A 25,552-nucleotide genomic window follows, 5' to 3' on the forward strand; every position below is an offset into this window, starting at 1 on the left:
TTATATATTTATACCATTTTATCATAAAAGATAGAATTCTTTTATGATAAAAGTCAAGACATTTAAGTAAAATTATAGAAATTATTGGAGCATATTAATGAATGATGCATTAAAAACATATTTAACCGGTATAGGTTGGTTTTTACTTAGTTTAGTAAGTAGTAGTGCCAATGATGTAATATCTAAATATCTTGGGACTCGTTTACATAGCTTTGAAGTAGCTTTTTTCCGCTTCTTTTTTAGTAGCATAGTTTTACTACCTTTTGTTGTTTATTATGGTAAAAATACTTTAAAAACAAGTCGTCCTTTTGTACATATATTAAGAGGGTTATTATTATTTTTCGGTATGACTTCTTGGACTTACGGTCTTACCATAGCTCCCGTTACTACTGCAACAGTCGTAAGTTTTTCTATTCCTTTATTTACTTTAATACTTGCCGTATTTTTTCTGAACGAAAATATTATTTGGCCAAGATGGGTAGTTACCGTAGTAGGATTTATAGGACTTGTTGTTACGCTTAAACCGCATGCCGAGGATTTTAACCCAGAAATTTTGTATTTTGTATTAGCAGCTATTTCATTTGCTATGCTTGATATTATTAATAAAAAATTCGTAATAAAAGAATCGATGATTAGCATGCTATTTTATTCGGCAATAGTAACTGCTATAGTGTCGTTACCTGTAGCATCGCAGTATTGGTTAACTCCTAGTAGTTTTGAATTAGCTTTATTGTTTGTACTCGGTAGTAGCGGAAGCTTAATATTATTCTTCCTGCTTAAAGCTTTTTCCATGGTAGATGCAACCGCTACCGCTCCTTATAGATATTTAGAGCTGGTGATTTCGGTAATAGCGGCATATTTCATATTTAACGAATTTCCTGATAAAAGCACACTTCATGGAGCAGTAATAATAATTCCTACCACCTTGTTTATAATATATTCCGAAAAAAAAGCTATGAATAGAAAACATGAATCGCAGTAAACTAGTATTTTCAAGCGGTATCGCTAACACTTTTGAATGGTATGATTATGTATTATTCGGTTATTTTGCACCCATAATAGGAACAAAATTTTTTCCAAATGATGATGCTAATACTTCTTTACTGCAAGTTTTTTTAGTATTTGCTATAGGTTATTTGGCAAGACCGTTGGGCGGCATATTTTTTGGTGTTATCGGTGATAGATTTGGACGCAAAGTAGCCTTAACTAGTGCGTTATTTTGCATGTCTGCCCCAACAGTATTAATAGGAATATTACCAACTTACCATACTATCGGTATAACTGCGACTATATTAATGATTTGTGTACGAATTCTACAAGGCCTATCAATGGGGGGAGTTTTGACCGGCTCTATTTCTTTTGTTATTGAGCATACTAGCCATAAACACCAAGGTTTCACCGGTAGTATTTCAATGTCTAGTATATGCTCCGGTTTATTGCTTGGTTCTTTTGTTTCTTATATCGTTAAGAATATCCTAACAGCTTCACAATTTGATAGTTTTGGCTGGAGAATACCTTTTTTACTTGGTTTTTTTATTCTTTTTGCAGCATTTTATATTAAAAAAAATACACACGAAACACCGAATTTTAAAAATCTAAGAGAGCAGAAAAAGATTTTACAATCACCGTTAAAAAAAGTCATTACCAATTATTGGTTTGATATATTAATCTCGATTTTTATCAACGCTCCCGGTTCGATAATATTCTATCTAACTACAATTTACTTGGTATCGTTTTTAAAAATCAGCCGCAACTTTACTGAAAATGAGGTAAATAGCCTTGCTAGCGTGTGTTACGTGATTATGATAGCCGTAACTTTATTAAGCGGTTATCTATCCGATATTATAGGTCGCAGGAAAATTTTTGTAATTAATCTGATAATAATTATTGTAACAACGCCATTTTTACTTAATAATTTTGAGAATGGGGCCTTCACAAGTGTAATTATCTCACAATTAATACTTGCTATACTTGCTGCTAGCTATATCGGTCCTGAACCGGCATTACAAGCAGAATTGTATCCTACAAATATACGTAACACTGCTCTCTCTATTTCATATAACACTGCTACAAGTATTTTTGGTGGTACTACGCCTCTTGTCTTTGAATATTTAGTACACAAAACAGGGCATGTAACCTCAGCAGTTTATTATGTCATATTAAGCTGTATTTTTGCATTGATTGCCTTATCTTTTTACAAAAATAGAAGTTTAGATAAAATATGAAAAAAATTACAAAACCTGCAAACCTAGTTGAATTTAATAACAAAATTGTAGTCTTTAAACCTAAGAGTTATTACTATGGCGATGCTTGTGAACATAAAATAACTGAAAAGGGATTAGTCTTTGCCAGTATCTCTGAGGATACATCAATCATTCCAGAACTTTTAAAGAAGTAACTAGTGACGAAACAATTTCAAGGATAGATCTAGACTTATTCGGTACATGTCATAGAGTTACTACGAGTGTAACGGCTGACCTTCTACAATCAGAAGAAAATGGTTGTTTGGCAATGAGGCTTGTTACTGCAGAAGAGATACCCAAATTACACAAGTTAGTACAAGATAATAAAATGATATTAGCATGCCAAACCAAAGAAAAAACACTAAAGATTTTAAGTGATTATTTACAGAAAGAATTTGGGATGTATGCTAATGAAACTACAGTAGCATCTTATGATGGGGTACATATAAGTGGAGCGAATGAAGAGATCGAATAAGAGCTTTTTTGTAAAGAGTAAACGAATTTAAAATTTTTCTTGATTTAATGACAAATATGTGGCAAAAAGGGTTTGAAATAATCTTGCTACTATAGCTCAGGGGTAGAGCACTTCATTGGTAATGAAGAGGTCGGGGGTTCGATTCCCCCTAGTAGCACCACCACACATCCTAAGCTTTGTGAGTTTTTAACCTTTCTTGAAAAACTCATATGCTGATTTTAGTCTAGTTTCTGTCAGATACTATTATAGTATTATGTTTATTTTATAAAGCTAAGTTGCAAATAATATAAAACTAATGTATGATTTACATTTAAAATACGGTAACGATTATTTTATTATATGATAGACATTCTTCTTTTTGTACATATTACTATTGCAATATTGCTAATTATAGTTATTCTGATGCAGCGTAGCGGATCGGATGGAATTAGTAGTATAAGCGGCGGTAATAATATGGGAGTAGTCAGTGCTAAAACAGTCGGTAATTTTCTTACTAAAAGCACTATAATACTTACAACATTATTTTTAATAAATGCAATAGTACTTGCTAACCTTTCCTCAAAAAAGAAATCTGATTTAGTTTCTAAGATTAATGAAATTGAAGAAAATCAAGCAGAAAATAGTTTACCTATAGCTAAATAGTTACAGCTTTATCTTAGTAATATCTCTCATACTTGTCATTGTCTACCTTTGGTATTGTTGCGTGGATCGGTAAAATCCACTGTGTCACCCCGTGGTCAAGCCACGGGGTGACAGATAAAAGTACTGGATTCCTGCTTTTGCGGGAATGACATAACAGGAGTCATGTAACAACACCTATGGATCAATGGCATGACATCAGAGAATTTAGTATAGTTTTCAGAACTCCCAATATATATTATTTAGAGTACAGCAATATTTTTGCACCTAAAATAATTTTAGAAATGTCTATAGAATTTAATATAAAAGAAAAAATTTATATCATTTTATGTACGTTTTTTACAGTCCTTATTATAGTAGGAAACTTAATATAGCAAAAATTTGTTTACCTTAATATTTTTAATTTTTATATTCTTGAATTATCTATAGGAGCAATTTTTTATCCGTTAACTTTTTTATTAACGGATTTAATAGCTGAGTTTTACGGTAAAGAAAGAGCCAATTTTTGTGTAAAGCTTGCTATTATTTTTAATATAATAGTAGTTTAATAATAAGTCTCATGGATAAATTGGAAGCTACTAATATCTTTTTTAGTATCAACTTTTGCCTGTTATATAGCTCAACTTGTTGATATTAATATCTATTTATGGATAAGAAATAATTTTAGCACGGCAATTTCTTTATTTATCGATACTTTTATTGTAATTGGGATTATGAGCTTATTTAATATTTTTCCTTTTGACCAATTAGGTCATCTTGTACTTAATAGCTATTCATTTAAACTATTTTTTACTATATTTAGTACTCCAGTATTCTATGCAGGAGTTTGGTAAGTTTATTCATTAAGAAAGGATAAGCTCTTAGGAAAAGCTTATCCTTATTTAAATTTTCTATTGGTGATTTACAAATTGACTTTTAGTTTAATAAGTCCTTGATGGCTTTGATACTTTCTATGCGTATAATAATTATACTCAAGTAGAACATTGATATTTTTTCTACTCATAAGTATATTACTACCGATATTATATCCAAGCTTAGGTTGTTTTAGTGTAATAATTGTTTCTTGTAATGTTTGTCCTTTAAAAGTCGCTTTTGCATTAACTTTTGTATTTTTATTATTGAAGTGATGCTCAATATTACCATACAAACTTGGTGTTAATACTATATTGTTTGTGGTCACTATAGGCTTAAACACTATTTTACCGCCAAGGCTACTTTCAAATAATTGATTTGATTTCTTTTGAATCATGAGATTTTCTATATCTACATTATACTCTTTATAGTTGCTAGCTCTTGAATAATCATATTGAAAACCGATATTAGGAATAAAATGTAAATCGTATTTTGTACGATATTTATAATTTAATACAGTTTGAAAACTTAAATTATTGTTTTGATATTTTCCAATTATATTATTAATATTTTTAGATCTATTCTTAATATAATTATGACCGTAAGATGTTATAGTCTGCAATGAGAAACCTTTAATTAGTTCTTTTAGACTGTAAATGCTTAAAAGATGACCGTTAACTGTTGTTTTCCCTAGTTTTTTATTATATTTAATTTGGGATTCCAAACGGCTATAAGCTATTCCTATAACATCATGACTATTGATGAATTCAGCATCAGTCCCGATGGTTATGCCGGTTGTACGATTTTGATATTTTGGAATATTTTTCCAAATTCTTTGTTTGTTGATGCCGTATAAGCCGCTAATCCATACCCCTCTGTTTATACTAGTTTCTTCATCACCGGCCCCTATTGCAGCAACCGTTAATCTATCATTTATATTATAGTGAACAGGTTTGTGAAGAGTTGAAGTCGCCTGAACTAATATTGCTACTTTTCCACTAGTATCATCAGATACCTGTTGTCTCTGTGTCACCTCATCTTGTTCTGTAATTGCTTCAGTTTTGAATGACACATCAATAGCTTCATCTTCGCTTTCTAAAACTATATCTTTTTTTAATTCTTCGTCAGTGGTGCTATTGCTTTCTTCTAATTCTTCTTCATCAGTTGCATACCCTTTATCGTCTTCATCACTAGATCTTAATGCTAGAAGTGATTTTTTGTCATCTGATGATTTATCATTTTTGCTATCGTTAGAACTCAATAATCTCGGTGATAAAGCGGTTTTTGAATCAGATTGCTCTGACTTTTTATTGCTATCTTCAGGTTGTGTATCATCCTTTGTTGAGGATTCGTCATTTGTAGCTTTGTTTTCTTGTGGGAATAATCGTAATTTTTTCTTATCTAAACGCCCTACTTTCTTTTCATTTTTACTATTTTCTGATTGAATATCACTACCATATTTTTGTTCTAGTTCAGTAGACTCTACTAGTACTTGTTGAACAAATAGAAACAATTCTTTATCTTTTGCTAACTCTAAAAGTTGAGATTTATAAATATTATGTATTTTTTGTCCTATTTCAGTTCTAGGACCTATAAAATCAGGGTGAGCAGTATTAAATGCCTCTTTTACCGCTTCCTCTGGATATTTTGTCAATTGCTGTATATAAATATTATGTATTTTTTGTCCTAGTTCAGTTCTAGAATCTATAAAATCAGAGTCAGCGGAAGTAAACGCCTCCGTTAATTTTTTGTTAAGTATAATATTATCTTCAACATATTTAATAAATTCTTTATCTTTTGTTAATTCCAAAAGTTTAGAAGTATAAATATTATGTATTTTTTGTCCTATTTCAGTTCTAGGACCTATAAAGCTAGATTGCATAGTGTCGACTGCTTCTTGGATTTGTTCAAAATACTTATTATTTTGATGAGCTTTAGATAAATTTTTTGAATGCTCAAATGCTACTGATTCCACTATAGCTTTTTTCAATAAATCGGCATCGGAGTATTTTGCTTTATATCCTGCTGATTTTTGTCCTGATAAAGTAAATTCTTTATATCTTAAAGCTATATCGGAGCTAAAGTGATAAGTTTTTGGAGTTGTTTTAAAAGTAGATGTATTTGCATTGAATTTAGTAATCCCTAAACTTGTTAGATAAGCTAATTCCAAATCTTGTGAATCAGGCAGTGGCGGTGGTGGTGGTGGCATGTTTCCGGTATGGATGTGTTTTTTAGCTTTTTCTTGCGAGCACTCTTTAAGAGCTTTTAATATTATAGGCATCTTTAATTTACTAGTAAGAATTCTTATTTGTTCATTGCTCATGCCTGTAAATGAAGGCAAAGCTAATCTTAATTGATCTAAATTATTATTATCTGTTAGTTTGATAGTAGTAGCTTTTAAAAACTCTTTTAATAATTCGGGGTCTTTTTCCTTTACTATAGCAATAAAATCATGTTGAGGTAAATTTGCTGTAATTAATTCTTCAAATTTTATTGTGCTTAAAATAGCTGTTCTTAAATCATCAAGTTTAGCCTGTGCTTGATCAGAATTAATTGTTTTTCTTAAGTTTGTATCTTCTGTTATTAAAAAAGTAGCTTGTTGTACTATAGTTAATATATTAGGGTTGTTAATTAACTCTTCGACTCTATTGCCAAATATATCTTGATCGAAGTTTTTTGCATTAATATAGGCAAATTCTAATTGTTCAAACGGATTTTGTTTGCCCTGTAACTCTCTAATCAATTCTGATTTATTGAATTCAAGTTTAATAGGTCTCTTTAATTCTTCAGATATTTTACATGACGATAATAAAATACGTTTTACTGCATCATCAGTGTCTTCATTGAAAAGATTTTTAATTATCTCTTCGCTTGTTATTGTTTTCTTACCATTTACGGTTATATCTTTTATATACTGGTCTTGAACAAGGGTGTTAAAAGCTTCTTTAGCTTTTTCTGCGATTTCAGGGGTTGAAATGCTAAATAAATTTACAAGAGTTTTCTCGTCAGCTCCTTGGTTGGCGTATGATTCTGTTAATATTTGACGTATAACATTTGTAAGATCAGCTTGTCGTTTTATAAGCTGATCTTGTAAATCATTAGCTTTTGTACCTCCTGTCTCAGTTCTATATTCTGCATATAGTTTGGCATAAGCTGTCTCTGGCGTGCTTCTGCCTGTGCTGGTTGCACTAGAAGCTGTAGGTTGAAGTGGTGCTTTTGATTGAACAGTAGTATTGTGAGTAAACTGAATATATAATGAATGTATGTGAGGGTATTCTGCTTGTAACTGATTTAAATCAAAATGTTTAGAGTTGCTACTAAAGCCTTGAGAATTTAAGGGCGGTGGTGGTGGCATGCTTCCGTTTAGCGGTAGAGGAGGCGGATTTGGAATACCCCCATTTAGCGGTAGAGGTGGTGGATTAGGAATGCCGCTTTGTGTTTGTTCTAAATTATTTGCATTATTACCTACTGCTAACCCTAAAATTTTATTGGTTTCATTGCTGAGTATGTTACTATCAGATAATATTACTTTAATTACTGAATTTAATGTGTGGTTATTTACTTCTTTGGCTAGTTTAATCATATAGTCTTTAGTTAAACTATCTCTTATTAGCCCTTTATTTTTTAGTTCTATATTTATTTCTTCTACTATTTCTGGCGTTAAAATATAGACGCTATTTACAATATAGGGTTGCATTCTGTTTTTTAACTCTAATTGCAGAGTTAAAAAGTTTTCTACTGAACTCTTATCTTTACTTGCTGCTAGTTTGATAAGATCTAATCGTGCCTTTTCTTCAAATTTACTATTAGATATATTTCGTGTTGCATAGTCTTGAATTCTTTCAGCAAATTTAGTTTTTTCTTCAGAATAACTATTTTCTAATAATTCTTGTAAAATAGGTCTATTTTTAACGTCAATATTGGTACTGAAATCTAATTGTCCCTTATCATTGCTAAATAATACCCTTTGAATAGTATCATCATTAAAATCACTTAAGATAGTCGTTACTGCTTCTTGTTTATAACTACTATCTACTTGAAGAGTTAATGCTGCTATAGGATCTGTTTTAATAAGATTTTTAAATTCTTCAATATTTTCTTCTTGTTGTATTATTCTATTTATATTGTGTTGAGACTGCGTTAAATTACCCTTACTTGCTTTAGTATTAAAGTAAGTTTTAAAAGTACTTATAGGATCAAAAAAATATCGTTGTTTCTTTTCTCTACCCGTGAAAATCCGTGAAGATGTTCCTGTATTATTTATACCTTGATTTGACATATACCAATGGTCGTTTTTGTTTCCGCTCTTTTTTTGAGAGCGTCCGGTAGATGGTTTAGTAGTATCATTGTTGTTTAGCAACTGGTTTGCTTCTATTCCGGCTCTTATTTGGTTTATATAAACAGTTGCTTTTACTGGCCCTATCTTAAATTCATTCATTAATTCGTCAGCGTTAGGGATAATATTATTATCTATATAGTACGATTTTTTACCAAGCATCATCTGAGTTGCTATTGATGCGATATAGTTTGTTGCCGCACCTTTATCAGCACCAAATTTCTGCTCTAGCTCTTTTTCTGTAGGAATATGGCTATCGGCTATATATTGTCCCTTTGCGTTTTCCATAACTTTAAGTCTTATTGACTTAATATAGCCGTCTCTATTATCATCACGAGATATACCAAACTTCTTTTTTAACTCTTTTTCTGTAGGAATATGGCTATCGGCTATATATTGTCCCTTTGCGTTTTCCATAATTTCAGTTCTTATTGAAGCAACAAAAGATTGTGCATCATCTTTATTCATGTTAAGAGCAGTCCTTACTTCTTGCATTTCAGGGATAATATCATTATCAACATAATGTTTGTATTTAATATCTCTGTTTATTGAGCTGATATATAGTTCGATTACTGCTTGTTTGTCTTTTTCTGCACGACGTACCTTTTGATCGTGTTCTACATTATTGTCTATTTTGCTAGGGTCATAACTTATTCCAAGATTTGTTGCTGCTTCTATATCTGTAGGAACTACACCTTGATTAATATATTCTTGTTTTTTTGTATCAAAATCCTGTTGTTTTACTCTTTCGATGTATAATAAAATTTCAGCTCTTGCTCGTCTTGCTTTATGTCTAGTATTATCTAAAAAACTTGATAAATCTGTTTCCTTATACTTTATTCCTAGATCATGTTGTGCTTGAGTAAAACTAGGAACTAAAGCTGCTTCTTGCCATTTTTTGATTTTTTCATTTGGAGTCAAATCTTTCCAAATATTTTGTTGCTGTGTTGAATTGTGCTTTTCCCATGCTGGGGTTTTACTAACTAAATCTTTAAAGCTTGCCGCTCTAGCACTTGTACTTAAAAAGCTACTAGTCAACAAACATGTTGACATGAAAAAAGTTAAAACATATTTTTTTGAGTGGGAATTTTGTAAATTCATTCAAACCTCGATTAGTTATTATTTTTTAAATACAAACGAGGCGAGTTATATAATTTTTGTTAACTTATGTGAACTATTAATTACTAATTTTTGTTAACCAATGAATTTTTTAGCCAAAATGTGTTTAATATATCACAAGCTAATTTATACTCCGAATTTTAAACTTTTTTCAAAAAGAGTATGTAATACTACTTTTGAAAGAAATGTACTTCAGTTTTTGGTAAATATAAAATATGCAAATTCAATTTCACTTATATAACACTCTTAGTCGTACTAAAGAGGTTTTTAATCCTCAAGATCAAGCTAACGTAAAAATGTATGTATGTGGACCGACTGTTTATTATAATCCTCATATAGGCAATAGTAGGTCGGGAGTAGTATATGATTTACTTTATCGTATAGTTATAAAAATATTCGGTGAGAAGGCAGTAAAATATGTACGTAACATTACGGATGTTGACGATAAAATTATCGATAGAGCTGCACTACTTGGTGTTACTATTGATGAGTTGACTGATAAAGTTACGAAAGAGTTTCATAAAAATATGGCATATTTAGGTTGTATGCTACCTAGTATTGAGCCGAAAGCTACAAAGCATATTGATGTAATGATCGCAATAATAGAACGTTTAATAGCAAAAGATCACGCATATATTGCTGATAATCATGTTTATTTTGATGTTTTATCAGCGCCAAATTATACGGAATTATCTAACCGAAATTTAGAAGAAATGTTTGAGGGAGTGCATGTAGAAAATAGTAAAACAAAAAAAATCCACAAGATTTTGTATTATGGAAACCGGCAAAGCAAAATGAATCGGCAAATATGAATTTTGAAAGCCCATGGGGACTTGGTCGCCCTGGATGGCATATTGAATGTTCAGCCATGAGCTACAAATATTTAGGTGAGAATTTTGATATTCACGGCGGCGGAGCAGATTTAATCTTTCCGCATCATACCAATGAGATTGCTCAAAGTAGATGTGCTTTTCCAAGTTCTACCTATGCTAAATATTGGGTACATAATGGGTTTCTAACGGTTAACGGTGAGAAAATGAGTAAATCTCTTGGTAATTTTATTACTGTAAGGGATTTAATGGATAAACAAATTCAAGGAGAAGTAGTAAGGTTATTTTTATTAAGTAGTCACTATAGGCGTCCTCTTGATTATAATGATAAAGCTATAGAAGATGCTAAGAAAACTTTAGATTATTGGTATAGAGCTATAGAAAATATTAATGTGCAGAAAATAGATTTACCTCATGATTTCATGCAAAGCTTACTTGATGATATGAATACGCCGCTTGCCGTTAAAATCATTAATGACTACGCTAAAGGTGTTTTTATTTCTAAAACTGAAGAAGAAAGGCAGCTTAACGCCTCTGCTATTATTACTTGTGCTAATTTTATTGGTTTAATGAATAAGACTCCACACGAGTGGTTTAATAGCGGTGTGGATGAACTCTATATAAATGAGCTTGTAAATAAGCGTTTGGAAGCAAAAAAACAAAAAAATTGGTTATTAGCCGATCAAATTCGTAACCAGTTATTAGAGGAAAAAATAATTCTAGAAGATCAACCTGATGGTACTACTATTTGGCGAAAAGAATAAAAGCTTGTAAATTACGCAATATGCGTATATAATTTATGGGCTTGTAAGTCGTCATTGCGAGGAAATTATGTAATAATTGACGAAGCAATCTCACAGGATATTTGATGAGATTGTCACGCAGTCTACGGCTGCTTGCAATGACGATTATCCAAAACTTAAGCAAAAAATTCACACGTAAGATATATGTTAGTTCATTAGAATGGACATCTTACGGAGGTATAAACTAACAATTAGGAGAATTTAAAAATGTCAAAAATACCATCTGTTAACATTAAAGCATTATTAGATGCGGGCGTGCATTTCGGTCACAAGACCTCACGCTGGAATCCTAAAATGGCATCTTATATATATGGTGAACGTGATGATGTTCATATAATCGATTTAAGACAAAGTGTCGCTTTAATGAGCGTTGCTTTGAATGCAATATATGAAACCGTAAAAAAAGACGGTAAAGTATTATTTGTAAGTACTAAAATACAGGCAAGCGATATTATAGCGGAATATGCCGAAAAATGCGGGCAGTATTACGTAAATCATAGATGGCTTGGTGGTATGCTAACTAACTGGAAAACTATTGCGGGTTCAATAGAAAAGCTAAATAAGTTAGACAAAACCTTAGAAAACGAAGAAGCACTTATGGGTTATACTAAGAAAGAGATACTCGATATGAGCCGTAAGAAAGATAAATTACTTCTATCTCTTGCCGGTATTAGAAATCTTAATTCTAAACCTGATCTTCTAGTAGTTATTGACACTAATAAAGAGCATATCGCAATTAATGAAGCGGTAAAGCTTAATGTTCCTATAGTTGCAGTAGTTGATACTAATTCTAATCCTGATAATGTAGATTATCCGATTCCGGGTAATGATGATTCTATAAGATCAATAAGACTTTATTGTAGTTTATTTGCAGATGCGGCATTACAAGGACTTGAAGAATCAATGAAAGCTTCAGGAGTTGATATGGGTGCTATGCAAGAGCATACAGATAAGGGGTTAACTTCTAAAAATGTTTCTAAATTAAAACAAGCTAAAAAATTCTCTAAAACGAAAAAGATTGATGAAGAGACAAATACAGAATTTGAGCAAGCATTAAATGATGCCGATGAAAATAAAAATTCTGATAATGCATAATGGTTGTTGCATGGATCGGATTTCCCATTGTCATCCCGCGACTTGATCGCGGGATCCAGCTTAAAATACTAATAATATATTAGTATTTTAAATTGTTTTTATGGACCCCAGGAGCAAGCCACGGGGTGACACCGGGGTCGTTCTTCGAGCTACAACCCAAGCCAAATATAATAATTAAGGAGAAAGTAAGGTATGAGTGAAATAAATATAAGTGCTGCAGCAGTTAAAGAATTAAGAGAAAAAACTGGTGCAGGTATGATGGATTGCAAAAAAGCATTAATAGAAACCAGCGGTAATTTTGAAGAAGCTATTGATTTTCTTCGTAAGAAAGGTTTAGCTGCTGCTGCAAAGAAAGCCGGACGCATTGCTTCTGAAGGTTTAACGGCTGCAAAAGTTGATGGGCTTACCGGAGTGGTAATTGAAGTAAATTCCGAAACGGATTTTGTTGCTAGAAATGAGCAGTTTCAGGATCTAGTTAAGGATATTGCAAATCTTGCAGTAATTGCAAAAACTATAGACACGCTAAAAACATTTAAAATGCAAAGCGGTAAATCAGTTGAAGAAGAAATTATAGAAAATATCGCTACAATCGGTGAAAATTTAACATTACGTCGTATGGATATATTAGAGATATCTGAAGGAGCAATCGGTTCGTACGTGCATAATGAAGTTATACCGAATTTAGGAAAAATTGCCGTATTAGTAGGTCTTGCGTCTAACGCAAAAGATAAAGCAAAACTAGAAGCTTTAGCTAAACAAATTGCTGTTCATGTAGCAGGAAATAACCCGCAAAGTATAGATGATTCAAGCTTGGATCAAGCACTCGTAGAGCGTGAGAGAAAAGTATTTTTTGAAAAATCTAAAGAAGAAGGAAAGCCTGATAATATTATAGCAAAAATGGTAGAAGGTAGAATACGTAAATTCTTCTCGGAAGTTGTATTACTTCAGCAAAATTTCTTATTTGAACCTAAACTTACCGTTGCGGAAGTAATTAAAAATGCTGAAAAAGAACTCGGTGCAGAAATTAAAATTGCCAAATTTATTAGATACGAACTTGGTGAAGGTATAGAATACGAAGAAAAAAACTTTGCCGATGAAGTAGCTGCCATTACGCAAGGTTAATGGGCGTGTTTCATAGCTTCAATGTCATTCCCGCGTGGATACCAAATCGTCATTGCGAGCATACGTTGTTGTGCAGACATAATTCTATCCTGTTGTCATCCCGCGACTTGATCACGGGATCCAGTAAAAATATAAAAACACCTAATACTAGTTATTTTTATGAATACCGTGGTCAATTGAATTAGGTGACAGTAAAAAACTCGTGAATACTCACTCACACCTTTTCAAAGCAAACAAAGGCGAATTTAGGATAAGTGCTTATTCTAAACTCGTATTTATAATATCTCTCTAACTACAATCAACTATCTATTAATAAATAATTTTCGGTTTTTTACTTAGAAAATCTTACATTAATTGTTATTATTAGTTTAAATGAAGAGCATTTTATGTCAAGGACAAAAGAGGAATGCTGCACAAATTTATGCTGCCGAAGAGCATTGTAGGAGACAAGCTAATTATAGTGATAATGATGCCGAATTGCTTGAAGTTATTATAGTATGTGCCGGTTATGCATGTTATAAAGCAGTAGAAGGGGCAGTAAAAGTTACCGTCACAGGAAGTAAAATTATAGAAAACGCCTATAAGATAGGAAGTGGACAAATAGCAGTACTCGGTACTGATGCCGAAAGTAAAATAACTTATATAACAAAGCATCCTTCGTCTCGGGTAATACGAGTACTCCCACTCAGTCGATGACAACTAATCGTGTAGATCCTTTAGAGAAAACTCCCCCTAATACTCCTACCTCTAAAAGAGAAAAGGCTAAAATATACGGAAAAAAACTGGTAGATAGTGCAAAGATTGGAGCTAAAACCCTTTCAAACGTTTATAAAGTGACAATCGGTACAATAGAAGTCGTCGGTCCAGGAAGTGATTTTTAACAGCACCGGTAAGGATTTATATTTTCTGAACCTACTAAGCGTAAAGTTGTTCAAAAAGAATTTAAAACCGAAAACGGTTATAAGTGCGGTATTGTGTTGGAAGAGACAATTGAAGCTTCCTTAAGATTAAATAACAAGCGTATAGTTAAGATTAAAGAATTTAGAAGCATGATTGTCCCTGATGAAGATACAGGAGAAACTTTTGATATTTCGCTAATTTTAAAATATTCTGATGGGGCAAACATGCCTAAAGTAGATCCTGCTTTTTTAAAGATACATTACGGTAGAGACGGAAAATTAAATAAGTTATCGTTGCCAAACCCACCTATAATTTTTCATAACCAATGGTATCCGGCCTTAACCGTTTGTAAAGGTGAATTATGTTCTTTGCCTATAAGTAGTAGGTATTATAGGTATTTGAATAAGAAAATACTAGAAAATAACGGAAGTATAGAAATCAGTCACGTAGACCCTGAATTTACTATAGAGCTTTTAGGAGAATAAGAGTTTTTAGTTAAATTTTATCAAAGAAACTTCGTAATTACTTTTAAATATTCATCTAGGATTTTTTGGTTGTCCTTAACAAATTTTAAAGCATTTTTGCGGTAAGCTGTAAGTTCTAGAGCATTATTAGACCTGAGTAGATATGTTAGTTTAGTTAGTAAATCTTCACCGTTTTTGATTTGGATAGCTGCTTTATTTTGCAGTACGCCTTTAGCGATATCAGTGTTTTTGCTCATATCGGGACCGAATATAATACAATTAGAAAAATATGCTGCTTCTAAAATATTATGCCCGCCTTGTTTAAAAGAACCGCCGATAAAAGAAATTGTAGCTACAGAAAAAAATAGTCCCATTTCGCCGAACCTATCAACTATATAAAGATCATCGCTTAAAACAGGTAAATCATTTTGCGACTTAGCGGTAGCGGATAAATTATGTGACTTACAATTATCGATAATTGATTTAACTCGCTCAGGATGTCTTGGAATTAAGATAATATAGCAGTCTAAAAACTGCTCTTTTAGGTTTTTGATTATAGGCAAAATCACCTCTTCATCTTCGGGGTGAGTGCTGGCAAATAGCACGACTCGCTTATTGTCTAAATGTAAGCTTAATTTTGATAACTCTTCTTGATTAACCGGAAGTTTTGCGTTGGCAAATTTAATATTGCCTAAATTCACTGCATCTGATACACCAAGTTCATTGAATTTTTGTAAGTCACGTTCGCTTTGCACGATAATTTTACTGCAATTTTTGAGAATAAGCTGAAAAAAGCTTTTTCTTTTTAGCCAAGCTTTAAACGATTTATCGGAAATACGAGCATTAACTAGTAGTAATTTACACTGCTTTGCTCCCTCATTAATAGTACACGGCCATAATTCCGATTCTATCAAAATGCCTAAATCAGGTTGCCAATTTCTTAAAAATTTTCGAGTAAAAATAATATTATCTATCGGTAAAAATTGGTGAACTGCTATTTTAGGTAATTTGGCAGTTAATATTTTAGCGGAGCTGTTAGTCCAAGAAGTTACTAGAAAACGAACGTCAGGGTAGCGTTTACTTATATTATGTATTAATGTTAAAGCTACCATAGACTCGCCAATGCTTGCTGCATTAATCCATATCAGCCTTCGTGCATAACTTGCTTCTAAAGGTAATTTATACGTCGATCCTTCATCCTCACGTATTAGTGTATACGCTGTGGTTCGCAGTGAAGTGTCTCCTTTAAACTCCTCTTTATTAGTGGACGTTTGCACGAAGTCTAATGAATCGTCTTGTCTGTGTTTGCCAATAGCAAAACGCTCTTGGATGCGTCTTATATCTTCTTTACCTATTAATAAACGTATAAGAATTATGATAAAATAAACAGGTAATAATATAAAGCTTAAAGCATAATATAATAACATCATTTCTTTAAACTTTCTGTTAAGCTTGCTAATTGTTTTTCAAGGCTTATATGGTTTTGTATTTTATCATTTGTGAGTTCTAAAGGCGAGCCAACTATGATTTTAATGGTACCAAACGGTAGAGGTATTATTAATTTATCCCAACTTTTTAATCTGAAACATCTAGAAGTGGAGCTGACTATAGTAATAAGTTTTGTGTTATATCTATAGGCAATTTCGGTAATACCGCTATTTACTTTATATACCGGTCCTTTAGGACCGTCCGGTGTGACTATTATATTTGCACCTTGAGATAACTTACCTATAATATTACGTAAAGCTCCAATTGGATTTTTATTAGTAGAACCTACTATCACTCTGCAACCGAATTTTCCTACTAGATCTTTTAAAATTTTTCCGTCTAAATGCGGTGATATTAAAGCATAGATATTTCTATGTCCTATAAACATAGACGGACTTAAGGCAAGCATATTATGCCAAAATGCAAAGATTACCCCTTGTTCGTTTAGGAATTTTTCCTTATTGCCGTTATCGTAAAATATAAATTTCTGCTTTGAAGTAAAGTAAACAAAACGCAAATACCAATATAGTAAAATAGTAATTATACTAAGTACGTATTTATTATTTTTTAAAAATTTTTTAAAAACTTTCCGCATTATTTTTTTGTTGGTTTAGGTGGCTTTTTAACTTTTCCGTCATTACGAGGAAATTACAAAGTAAGTGACGAAGCAATCTCAGGATATTTGATGAGATTGTCACGCAGCCTATGGCTGCTCGCAATGACGATTTGGTATCCATGCAAAGCCTTAAGCAGGAATGATATCGATTGTTCTCTCAATTCTAATACAAGCTTTTTCTAGCTCTTCCATAGAAGTAGCATAAGAGATTCTAAAATATCCCTCTAAGCCGAAAGCGATACCAGGTACTACGGCAACTTTTGCTTCTTCAAGTAAATATTCGGCAAAATCATTACTATTTGCAATAATTGTTCCTGATTTAGTTTTATGCCCAAATATTTTATCGCATTTAACAAATAAGTAAAACGCCCCTTCCGGCTTATAGCATTCAAAATATTTTACTCTTTTCAAAATTGATAAAGCAAGATCACGCTTTTTTTGACAATTTAAAGCATTAGGCTTTATATAATCTTGAGGACCGTTTAATGCTTCAATAGCAGCCATTTGACTTATTGAACAAGGGTTTGAAGTACTTTGCGACTGAATAATAGTCATTGCTTTAATCAAAGCTTTAGAGCCTGCACCGTAGCCTATACGCCAACCCGTCATAGAATAAGCTTTAGATACTCCGTTTATGGTAAATATTCTCTTTTTTAAATCAGGTGCTATTTGGGCTAATGTATAAAATTTAAAATCATCAAAAGTAATATGCTCGTAAATATCATCGGACATTACGTTTACATGTGAATATTTTCTTAAAACTTTAGCAATATTTTCTAGTTCTTCAAAATTATAGCTTGCACCTGTTGGATTACTAGGTGAGTTAATAATAAGCCACTTAGTTTTATCCGTAATTGAACGTTCTAAAGCTTCTGCACTTAATTTAAAGTTATTTTCAATTCCGCAATTTACAAAAACAGGTGTTCCTGTGCTAAGTGCAACCATATCAGGATATGAAACCCAATAGGGTGCTGGAATAATTACTTCATCCCCTTGGTCTAAAGATGCCATAAACAAATTATATATAACTTGCTTACCGCCGGTGCTTACTATTATTTCATCAAGTTCGTAATCTATATTATTTTCACGTTTGAATTTGTCTTTTATTGCTTGCTTTAAAAGAGGCATACCCTCAACGTTAGTATATTTAGTAAAGCCGTCTTTAATCGCTTTAATCGCCGCTTCCTTAATATTGTCAGGCGTATCAAAATCAGGCTCACCGGCACCGAGTGTGATAATATCAACTCCCGCTTTTTTAAGTTCAAGAGTTTTTTTAACGACTGCAAGGGTCGGCGACGGTTTTATAGAACTTAGCCTCGTAGAAATAATTGACATAATTTGAGTCCGTATTAAATGAAAGCTATAGTAAAATCGGTAATTTCAAGAAATAAATATTAATTCTTATAATGAAATCTACAATTATATATTATAATTTGTTTAGTATTAACGAATATATTAGTCTATGTTCGTGGTTAATTCTACGTGACCATAAACCTGATAATATATGTTTTAAAGGTTCGGGCTTACCTATACCTGTAACCGGTGCTTCTTGGATATTTTTTATTAGAAGTTTAATACGTTCATATTTTTTAATATCGTATTTTTTCCAATGCGCTAAATCCTCCGCTGCTTCTAGTGTACACTCAATCTCAATCATCTAAATTAACTTTAGCAAACTCTCCGCTTTTTGCTTGTTCGATAGATTTTTTTATTCGATTCGCATTAGCCAGATTAGATAATAAATATAATGTTTCTTTTGTAGATTCATATTCTTCTTCGGTTAAAAGAATAATATTCTTATGATTCTTTCTTTTAACTTTTAATAAGATAAGGGACATGATCGTTTTCTACGGTATTTAGTACAGAGCTTAAGTTTTTTCTAAATGAAGTGCCGCTAATTGAGTTCATGAGCTACCTACTGATGTACATATAACATGTACATCCTAGCTTCAATACCATTAATTCACAAGTAAAATTATTATTTTATTTAAAAATTTATCAAGATATGCTTTATTATAGTAAGTAATATTAATTTAGTAATTAAACTATGCTCGGTAAAATAAAAGACAAAATCAAACATTATTGCTTAACTATAATAAATGTACCGAATTTTATTAAGAATAAAATTTTAGAATTTAAAAATTATATAAGTGATTGTAAATATAAATTCTCTCATTTAACCGAAACTAATTATCAACTTGGACTCGATCATTTATATAGAGGTAATTTAAATGATGCATTACTTAGGTTTAAACTAGTCGATAAATTTTTTAATCCTAATGATTCTAAAGTATATTCTCAACTCGGATGGGTTTATTTTTTAAAAAATAATTACAGGCAAGCTATAGAATATTTAGAAAAATCTAATGAAAAATATAAACCTATATTTATAAATTTTTTGACAAATTATAAGGATATTACTGAAATACCTCAAGAAATTTGTGGAAAATATCGTGATTTAACTGCACAATATTATCCTACTATTTTTAATAACGATAAAAATATCCATCTTCCGTATAGGTTTGTTAATGAAGCACTTAAGCAGATATCTGATTTACCGGATAATTACTCTATTTTGGAACTTGGAAGTAATATAGGGCTTGTAGGTTATGAAATACAAAAACGTTTTCCGGAACGTTTTACTTTAACCGGTGTAGAAGTTTCTGCTTTAATGAATAAGTTACAAGCAACATATTACCCGAACACTAAAATTTACGATCAAATATATAATATTGCTATCGATGAATTTTTAAAACAAAACTCTAATAAATTTGATATTATTTTTAGTTTTTGCGGATTATCGTTTACTAACAATTTAATAGAATATTTTAATTTAATATACTCATCTCTTAATAAACAAGGGTATTTTGCCCTTTGTTTACCGAATGCGACGAAGACACAATTTTCAGTAAAACGCAAAGAATTTATTTTTAACTTGAATGAAATAAATAATTTTTTACAAAAAAATAATTTTACTATATTAACTTCGGAAGAAATAATACTAGCGGAAAACAATAAATATAGTATTATTGTTTGTAAGAAAACAGCATAAATCAATGAGAATATTAATTATATTATCCATTATTTTATGTTCATTATCGATAAGAGCTGATCTTGAATATGTTGATAATGAAATATATAACTATAATGGTGGAAGCAATGAAAACGGTTGCGTGGAAGTTTATGATCCATATGAAAAATTTAACCGTAAAGTGTTTGTATTTAATTCTGTGTTAGATTATATAATATTGCGTCCTTTAGCGATAGGTTATAAGAACATCACGAATGATTACGTAAAAGCACGCGTTAATAGTTTCGTCAGTAATGTCGATACGCCGCTTACGGCGGTAAATTACGGGCTTCAGTTAAATTACGATAAAACTATGAAAAGCGTTTGGCGGTTTCTCATTAACACGACGCTTGGCATAGGCGGTTTATTTGACGTGGCAGGTAAAGTAGGTTTGCCGTCTGATCGTCAAACTTTCGGTAGTACCCTCGCACATTATGGAGTTGCCCCAGGTCCTTATTTAGTATTGCCGATAATCGGTAGTACTAACGCAAGAGATATGATGGATTCGGTAATTACTAATTATGCTCTTAATCCATTAATGTACTACACTCATAATGATTTTGATTTAGGAGTACTAGCAGTTAGTAAAATAAACGATCGATATGTTGTATTACCGTTTAGTGATTATGTGATGAAGAATTCTACCGATCCTTATGTGGCTATTAGATCAGCATTACATCGTGTTCGTGAAGCATCGGTTCAATATCCTGAAAATTTTAAATGTCCTAAACCCAAGAATTAATGAAATTAAAGAGGATTATATGCAAAAAATTATTACAGGTTTATTTTTATTAGTTATGACGTTTTCCGCTTATTCTAATGAAAAAGTGCCTGCCGGTTTGAACAGTTACGTTACTAATTTAGTAAATGAAGCTTCTAGTATATTAAACGATAGTAAGTTATCTGAGCGAGTAAAAATTGCTAAAGCACGTGAGTTAATGTCTCAGAACCTAGATTTTGATTGGATGGCTAAATATACATTAGGCAGAAATGGGATAAAAACTTTATCAGGTGGGCAGGTTCAGGAATTCATCAAAGTTTACTCTAAATATGTTACTAAATCTTATACTGATTTAATAAAAGATTATAAAGGCAAACAGCCTAAAATAGTAGGAGTTCGTCCTTTAAGCTCAACCGATTTTATGGTTGCTATGAATATCATTAGTAATAAAGAGCAAGACCCTATTAAAGTAGAATATCTTGTACGTGAAATGAAAGGAAACGGAAAAGACGTTTTTAAAGTTTCTGATATAATTACGGAAGGTGTAAGTCTTATTGGAGCTCAACAAGACGAGTTTACCGATACTTTAAAAAATCAAGGCTTTAAGGCACTAATACAAAAATTAGAAAGTCGTATTTCACTGTCATCTTAAATCGTCATTGTGAGGAGGTGTTGTTGCGTAGACACCTCGTCGTCATTGCGAGGAAATTGCGTAGCAATTGACGAAGCAATCTCAGGAGTTTGTTATTATTGCATGAGATTGCCACGCAGTCTACGACTGTTCGCAATGACGATTAGATATCCACGCAACAAAGCCCGCTCGCTAATAGCGTTAAACAACATAAATCACTCACATGAAAATCTTAGCAGGCAGTTAGTAATAGGTTACTTGCAACGCGTTTAGCTATAGCATTAAATATTAAATATATTGCGCCGAAAATTACCTATTTCAATGATTCCGAAATAAAAGTAGAAATTCAAAAATCGGTTCATAATGAAGATATAATCATAGTACAATCCACATCAAAACCCTTTAATGATCGCTTAATTGAGTTGTTTTTGCTAGTAGATGCAGCAAAAAAAGCGGGAGCACAAATCGAATAATTTTAGTAATGCCTTATTTTGGTTATGCAAGGCAAGATAATATAAATTCTCAAAATATAATTCCTGCTAAGTTAATAGCAGATTTTTTAGAGAAGCTCGGAGTAAACCATGTAATTACTATTGATTTACACTCAGATACAATAGAGAAATTTTTTAATATTCCTGTTTCTAATCTTGAACCTATAAATTTATATATCCCGTTTTTAAGCACTTATAGCAATTTCGTTATAGTTACACCTGATAAAGGAAGTATCAATCGAGTTCAAAAAATTAGTAATTTACTAAATATAGATTCAGCTTATATAAACAAAGAAAGGGATATAAATAATAATTGCGAGATGATATCAATAACAAGTAGTGTAGAGGGCAAAAATTGCATATTAATTGATGATATTATAGATAGTGGAGAAACAATCGTAAAAGCAGCGAGATTTTTAAAAGAACATTCGGCTTTATCGGTTAGTGCTTTTATAACTCATGTAGTGCTTTCTGCCGGTTCTAAAAATTCGATAATAGACCTCTTGGAGAACGAAGCTAATAAAGAGGAATTTGTAGGAAACACGGAACGCAGCACCGCAGCGTACACTTTAGTATGTGAGGATGCGAGTACTGGATTGACGTACAAATTACCTTTAGAAGCAAGTTATGCAAGAGGTCTAATAGACAATATTTTTATCACGGATACTAGAAACAAGTGACTCATCTACAAAATTTCATATAATACCCGTATTGTCTATCATCGTAAAAGAGTTAATAAATATACTATGAGCTTGTGTACTGTAGAAATAAATCTATCTACAATAAAAAATAATTACCTTTTATTACAAGATATTTGCAAAACCTCATTAGTCGGTGCTGCCGTTAAAGCTAACGGTTACGGTCTTGGAGCAGTACAAATTTCTAAAGCTTTAATAGAAGAAAATTGTAGGCATTTTTTTGTGGCCTCAAGTGAAGAAGGAGTGAATTTACGCAACGCTTTAGGATTAGATGTTAATATTTTAGTTCTTAACGGTGTTTTTGAACATGATGCTTTAGAGCTGATAGAATATAATTTAACACCTGTCCTAAATAACTTAAAACAAATAGAAATTTGGCAAAAATTTAGTAATTTGAAAAACCGATTATTGCCTTGTTATTTACATTTCAATACGGGGATTAATCGTCTTGGCTTAAGCTCTGATGAGATAGAGCAGCTCATTAATGATCGTGATTTGTTAAAAGGGCTAGATTTACAATATATTATAAGCCATCTAGCTATATCCGAGGAAATAGATAATCCTTATAATCTAGAACAATTAAACAGATTTAAAGCTTATTTACAATATTTCCCAAACGTCAAAGCAAGTCTTGCTAATTCCGGCGGCATATTTTTAGGACAGGATTACCATTTTGATTTAGCAAGACCAGGGGCAGCCTTATATGGTCTTAATCCCTTAACAAAGAATCCCGTAACCTTAAAAGCTCCTATAATTCACTTACAGAATTTGACACTAGATAGCCATATCGGTTATAATATGACTTTTACAACTAAGCGTGATAGTGTCATTGCAACGTTACCGCTTGGTTATGCCGATGGGTTTAGTCGTAATTTTAGCAATCAAGGCGAAGTATTTATTAACAGTCGCAGCGTTCCTATAGTAGGGCGAGTATCGATGGATTTAATAAATATCGATGTTACCGATCTACCACCATCCGAGATTTTTCTAGGGCAGGAAGCGGAAATTATCGGAAATTATTGCACGCCCGATAAAATAGCGAGTATTATAGGTACTATCGGGTATGAGGTATTAACTACCCTTGGTAGTAGATACAAAAGAAAGTATATCGGGTAGATATCTGTGTCATACCATGGCTTGACCACGGTATCCAGAAAAAATTAAAAAAGACTGGATCCCGCGATCAAGTCGCGGGATGACATTAGATGTTACTGGATTCCTGCTTGCGCAGAAATGACATAGCGTACTTAAATTAAATAGAAAAAATACAAATGTTATTCAATATAGCTAATTCGGTCGGTAAACGTACTGTAAAGTTTGCACAAAGTGTAGGTAGTTTTTCTCTATTTAGCTTTGCTGCCGTTAGCAGTATCATAAGACCGCCTTTATATTTGAGTGTAATCATCAGACAATTATTATTTATCGGGTTTCACTCGCTTCCGGTTGTTGCAATGACGACTTTTTTCTCAGGGGCGGTACTTGCATTACAGAGCTATATCGGTTTTTCCCGTTTCTCAGCTGAAAGCTCTATTGCAACGGTAGTAGTATTGTCGCTGACTAGAGAGCTTGGACCTGTCTTAGCTGGACTAATGGTAGCGGGAAGAGTTGGGGCATCAATCGCCGCCGAAATAGCCACAATGAGAGTAACGGAGCAGGTAGATGCTTTATATACTTTATCTACCGATCCTATTAAATATTTAGTTTTTCCAAGAGTAATAACAGCTATTATTACAATGCCTTGTCTTGTTTTAATCGGGGATATAATTGGTGTTATGGGCGGTTATTTGGTAGGGGTATATAAACTTGATTTTAATAGTGCAGCTTATTTAACCAGTACTTTTCAGTATTTAGAACCGATTGACGTAATTTCCGGTCTTGTTAAAGCGGGAGTTTTTGGGTTTATTATTTCTATAATAAGTTGCTATAGCGGCTATTATTCAGGTAAAGGGGCTAAGGGCGTTGGAAGAGCAACTACCTCGGCAGTAGTGAATTCTTCTATCCTTATCTTAATCAGTAATTATTTAATAACCGAATTATTTTTTAAAGTATAGGTATACTCGTTTAATTTGAAAAATTGGTTTTGTTGTTTTATATTTTTTGATCCTCACGTACGTTTATGTACGCTGCGGTCAAAAAATATAAAACGCCTAGCTCTTTTCCAAATTAAACGAGTATACAGTTTTTTTGTTTATTTGGAGTATGCATGAGTGTAGAAGAATTTAAAATTAAAATTCGGTCATTATATAAATCATTTGCTAATCATAAGGTGTTAGACGGAATAGATTTGGATGTAAAAAAGGGCAGTTCATTAGTTATTTTAGGTGGTTCCGGTAGTGGCAAATCAGTTCTAATTAAAAATATAGTAGGATTGATTAAACCTGATAAAGGTAAAATTTTTATTGATAATGTAGAAATCCAAGATATCTCAAGTAAACAAAAATTTGAGATTATGGATGGTATAGGTTTTTTATTCCAAGGCGGAGCATTATTTGACTCCTTAAATATACGTGATAATATTACTTTCGAGATTAAAAAATTATCTAAGAAAGAAAAAAACGACCTTGCCGGTGCAAAGCTTAATGCCGTTGGTTTATCTCCTAGAATACTCGAGCTTTACCCTGCCGAATTATCGGGAGGAATGCAAAAAAGAGTAGCCCTTGCTAGGGCTATTTGTAGTACACCGTCGATTTTATTGCTTGATGAACCGACCACAGGGCTTGATCCTATCATGGCAAATGTTATCAACGAATTAATTATAAAAATACAAGAAGAGTTAGAGGCAACTACGATTACTATAACTCATGATATGATTAGTGCCGCAAAAATAGCTAAAGAAGTAGCTATGATTTATCAAGGAAAAATTAAATGGTACGGTAGTAAAGATGAAATGCGTAATAGTGATAATCCTTATTTAAAACAATTTATAAATGGATTAACTACTGGGCCTATAGAGGTATAA

Annotated in this window: 25 protein-coding genes, 1 tRNA gene and 3 pseudogenes; 23 read left to right on the top strand and 6 right to left on the bottom strand. The window is 32.2% G+C overall.

What is annotated here, in order from left to right; translation table 11 throughout:
* The first annotated feature begins 97 nt into the window (after positions 1–97).
* From WSW_RS0107005 to WSW_RS1000000109735, 8 genes and pseudogenes are all read left to right on the top strand, one after another.
* The gene (locus tag WSW_RS0107005) at positions 98–982 is read left to right on the top strand and encodes a DMT family transporter (RefSeq protein WP_004996775.1); all 885 of its coding nucleotides are present in this window, start codon (positions 98–100) and stop codon (positions 980–982) included.
* A complete protein-coding gene (locus WSW_RS0107010; RefSeq protein WP_029375038.1) occupies positions 969–2,225 on the top strand; it encodes an MFS transporter in 1,257 nt (418 codons plus the stop codon). The genes WSW_RS0107005 and WSW_RS0107010 overlap by 14 nt, the downstream gene beginning before the upstream one ends.
* Entirely contained in the window at positions 2,222–2,398 is a 177-nt protein-coding gene (locus tag WSW_RS1000000112195; protein WP_014419691.1) for a hypothetical protein, read from the top strand. The genes WSW_RS0107010 and WSW_RS1000000112195 overlap by 4 nt, the downstream gene beginning before the upstream one ends.
* Before the next feature lie 107 nt (positions 2,399–2,505).
* Positions 2,506–2,718, top strand: coding sequence for a hypothetical protein (locus WSW_RS0107020; protein WP_029375039.1), 213 nt, complete (start codon positions 2,506–2,508; stop codon positions 2,716–2,718).
* Between the two features lie 85 nt (positions 2,719–2,803).
* A tRNA-Thr gene (locus WSW_RS0107025) sits at positions 2,804–2,878 on the top strand.
* Positions 2,879–3,057: 179 nt separating this feature from the next.
* The gene (gene secG / locus WSW_RS0107030) at positions 3,058–3,360 is read left to right on the top strand and encodes a preprotein translocase subunit SecG (protein ID WP_004996773.1); all 303 of its coding nucleotides are present in this window, start codon (positions 3,058–3,060) and stop codon (positions 3,358–3,360) included.
* A 176-nt stretch (positions 3,361–3,536) separates the two neighbouring features.
* Positions 3,537–3,731, top strand: coding sequence for a hypothetical protein (locus WSW_RS1000000113375; RefSeq protein ID WP_016917582.1), 195 nt, complete (start codon positions 3,537–3,539; stop codon positions 3,729–3,731).
* A gap of 96 nt (positions 3,732–3,827) precedes the next feature.
* Positions 3,828–4,190 (top strand): annotated as a pseudogene (locus WSW_RS1000000109735) (VUT family protein).
* A 68-nt stretch (positions 4,191–4,258) separates the two neighbouring features.
* Here WSW_RS1000000109735 and WSW_RS0107040 read toward each other — a convergent pair.
* The gene (locus tag WSW_RS0107040; protein WP_193427816.1) at positions 4,259–9,646 is read right to left on the bottom strand and encodes an autotransporter domain-containing protein; all 5,388 of its coding nucleotides are present in this window, start codon (positions 9,644–9,646) and stop codon (positions 4,259–4,261) included.
* A 233-nt stretch (positions 9,647–9,879) separates the two neighbouring features.
* Between WSW_RS0107040 and cysS the strand changes: the two are divergent.
* The 6 genes and pseudogenes from cysS (at position 9,880) to WSW_RS0107065 (ending at position 14,899) form a co-directional block, all read left to right on the top strand.
* Positions 9,880–11,258: pseudogene (cysS, locus tag WSW_RS1000000109740) on the top strand (cysteine--tRNA ligase).
* A gap of 246 nt (positions 11,259–11,504) precedes the next feature.
* Entirely contained in the window at positions 11,505–12,392 is an 888-nt protein-coding gene (gene rpsB / locus WSW_RS0107050; RefSeq protein ID WP_016917584.1) for a 30S ribosomal protein S2, read from the top strand.
* 192 nt (positions 12,393–12,584) lie between these two features.
* Positions 12,585–13,514 carry a translation elongation factor Ts gene (gene tsf / locus WSW_RS0107055; RefSeq protein WP_016917585.1) on the top strand — a complete coding sequence of 310 codons (930 nt, stop codon included), beginning with the start codon at positions 12,585–12,587 and terminating at the stop codon, positions 13,512–13,514.
* 372 nt (positions 13,515–13,886) lie between these two features.
* Positions 13,887–14,210, top strand: a complete 324-nt coding sequence (locus tag WSW_RS1000000113380; RefSeq protein ID WP_238528575.1) for a hypothetical protein — start codon at positions 13,887–13,889, stop codon at positions 14,208–14,210.
* Positions 14,207–14,395 carry a hypothetical protein gene (locus WSW_RS1000000113385; RefSeq protein ID WP_238528577.1) on the top strand — a complete coding sequence of 63 codons (189 nt, stop codon included), beginning with the start codon at positions 14,207–14,209 and terminating at the stop codon, positions 14,393–14,395. Before WSW_RS1000000113380 ends, WSW_RS1000000113385 begins: the two co-directional genes overlap by 4 nt.
* A 93-nt stretch (positions 14,396–14,488) precedes the next feature.
* Positions 14,489–14,899 (top strand): Sca4 family protein, encoded by a 411-nt coding sequence (locus tag WSW_RS0107065; RefSeq protein WP_032850310.1) that lies wholly within the window; start codon positions 14,489–14,491, stop codon positions 14,897–14,899.
* A 20-nt stretch (positions 14,900–14,919) separates the two neighbouring features.
* Here the strand turns inward: WSW_RS0107065 and waaA are convergent, their stop codons facing one another.
* From waaA to WSW_RS1000000109755, 5 genes are all read right to left on the bottom strand, one after another.
* Positions 14,920–16,308, bottom strand: a complete 1,389-nt coding sequence (gene waaA, locus WSW_RS0107070) for a lipid IV(A) 3-deoxy-D-manno-octulosonic acid transferase (RefSeq protein WP_016917587.1) — start codon at positions 16,306–16,308, stop codon at positions 14,920–14,922.
* Positions 16,305–16,961, bottom strand: coding sequence for a lysophospholipid acyltransferase family protein (locus WSW_RS0107075; protein ID WP_016917588.1), 657 nt, complete (start codon positions 16,959–16,961; stop codon positions 16,305–16,307). The genes waaA and WSW_RS0107075 overlap by 4 nt, the downstream gene beginning before the upstream one ends.
* 150 nt (positions 16,962–17,111) lie before the next feature.
* Positions 17,112–18,317, bottom strand: coding sequence for a pyridoxal phosphate-dependent aminotransferase (locus WSW_RS0107080; RefSeq protein WP_016917589.1), 1,206 nt, complete (start codon positions 18,315–18,317; stop codon positions 17,112–17,114).
* A gap of 91 nt (positions 18,318–18,408) precedes the next feature.
* A complete protein-coding gene (locus tag WSW_RS1000000109750) occupies positions 18,409–18,639 on the bottom strand; it encodes a Txe/YoeB family addiction module toxin (protein WP_016917590.1) in 231 nt (76 codons plus the stop codon).
* Positions 18,632–18,820: a type II toxin-antitoxin system Phd/YefM family antitoxin gene (locus WSW_RS1000000109755; RefSeq protein ID WP_016917591.1), complete on the bottom strand. Its 189-nt coding sequence runs from the start codon at positions 18,818–18,820 to the stop codon at positions 18,632–18,634. The genes WSW_RS1000000109750 and WSW_RS1000000109755 overlap by 8 nt, the downstream gene beginning before the upstream one ends.
* A 209-nt stretch (positions 18,821–19,029) precedes the next feature.
* Here WSW_RS1000000109755 and WSW_RS0107095 point away from each other — a divergent pair, with 209 nt between their 5' ends.
* The 9 genes and pseudogenes from WSW_RS0107095 (at position 19,030) to WSW_RS0107125 (ending at position 25,552) form a co-directional block, all read left to right on the top strand.
* Entirely contained in the window at positions 19,030–20,034 is a 1,005-nt protein-coding gene (locus WSW_RS0107095; protein WP_016917592.1) for a methyltransferase domain-containing protein, read from the top strand.
* A gap of 4 nt (positions 20,035–20,038) precedes the next feature.
* Positions 20,039–20,794 carry an MlaA family lipoprotein gene (locus WSW_RS0107100; RefSeq protein ID WP_012719380.1) on the top strand — a complete coding sequence of 252 codons (756 nt, stop codon included), beginning with the start codon at positions 20,039–20,041 and terminating at the stop codon, positions 20,792–20,794.
* Positions 20,795–20,813: 19 nt separating this feature from the next.
* The gene (locus tag WSW_RS0107105) at positions 20,814–21,425 is read left to right on the top strand and encodes an MlaC/ttg2D family ABC transporter substrate-binding protein (protein ID WP_016917594.1); all 612 of its coding nucleotides are present in this window, start codon (positions 20,814–20,816) and stop codon (positions 21,423–21,425) included.
* A 275-nt stretch (positions 21,426–21,700) separates the two neighbouring features.
* Entirely contained in the window at positions 21,701–21,877 is a 177-nt protein-coding gene (locus tag WSW_RS1000000113700) for a ribose-phosphate pyrophosphokinase-like domain-containing protein (RefSeq protein ID WP_274378120.1), read from the top strand.
* Positions 21,878–21,885: 8 nt separating this feature from the next.
* Positions 21,886–22,329 (top strand): annotated as a pseudogene (prs, locus tag WSW_RS1000000113390) (ribose-phosphate diphosphokinase); the annotation flags it as partial.
* 30 nt (positions 22,330–22,359) lie between these two features.
* Entirely contained in the window at positions 22,360–22,575 is a 216-nt protein-coding gene (locus tag WSW_RS1000000113395) for a palindromic element RPE1 domain-containing protein (protein WP_238528579.1), read from the top strand.
* A gap of 66 nt (positions 22,576–22,641) precedes the next feature.
* Positions 22,642–23,709 carry an alanine racemase gene (locus WSW_RS0107115; RefSeq protein WP_016917596.1) on the top strand — a complete coding sequence of 356 codons (1,068 nt, stop codon included), beginning with the start codon at positions 22,642–22,644 and terminating at the stop codon, positions 23,707–23,709.
* Positions 23,710–23,864: 155 nt separating this feature from the next.
* Complete coding sequence (locus WSW_RS0107120; RefSeq protein ID WP_016917597.1) at positions 23,865–24,644, top strand: MlaE family ABC transporter permease; 780 nt, start codon at positions 23,865–23,867, stop codon at positions 24,642–24,644.
* Positions 24,645–24,796: 152 nt separating this feature from the next.
* Positions 24,797–25,552: an ABC transporter ATP-binding protein gene (locus WSW_RS0107125; protein WP_016917598.1), complete on the top strand. Its 756-nt coding sequence runs from the start codon at positions 24,797–24,799 to the stop codon at positions 25,550–25,552.

This window comes from Rickettsia honei RB (assembly GCF_000263055.1).
GTDB lineage: Bacteria > Pseudomonadota > Alphaproteobacteria > Rickettsiales > Rickettsiaceae > Rickettsia > Rickettsia rickettsii.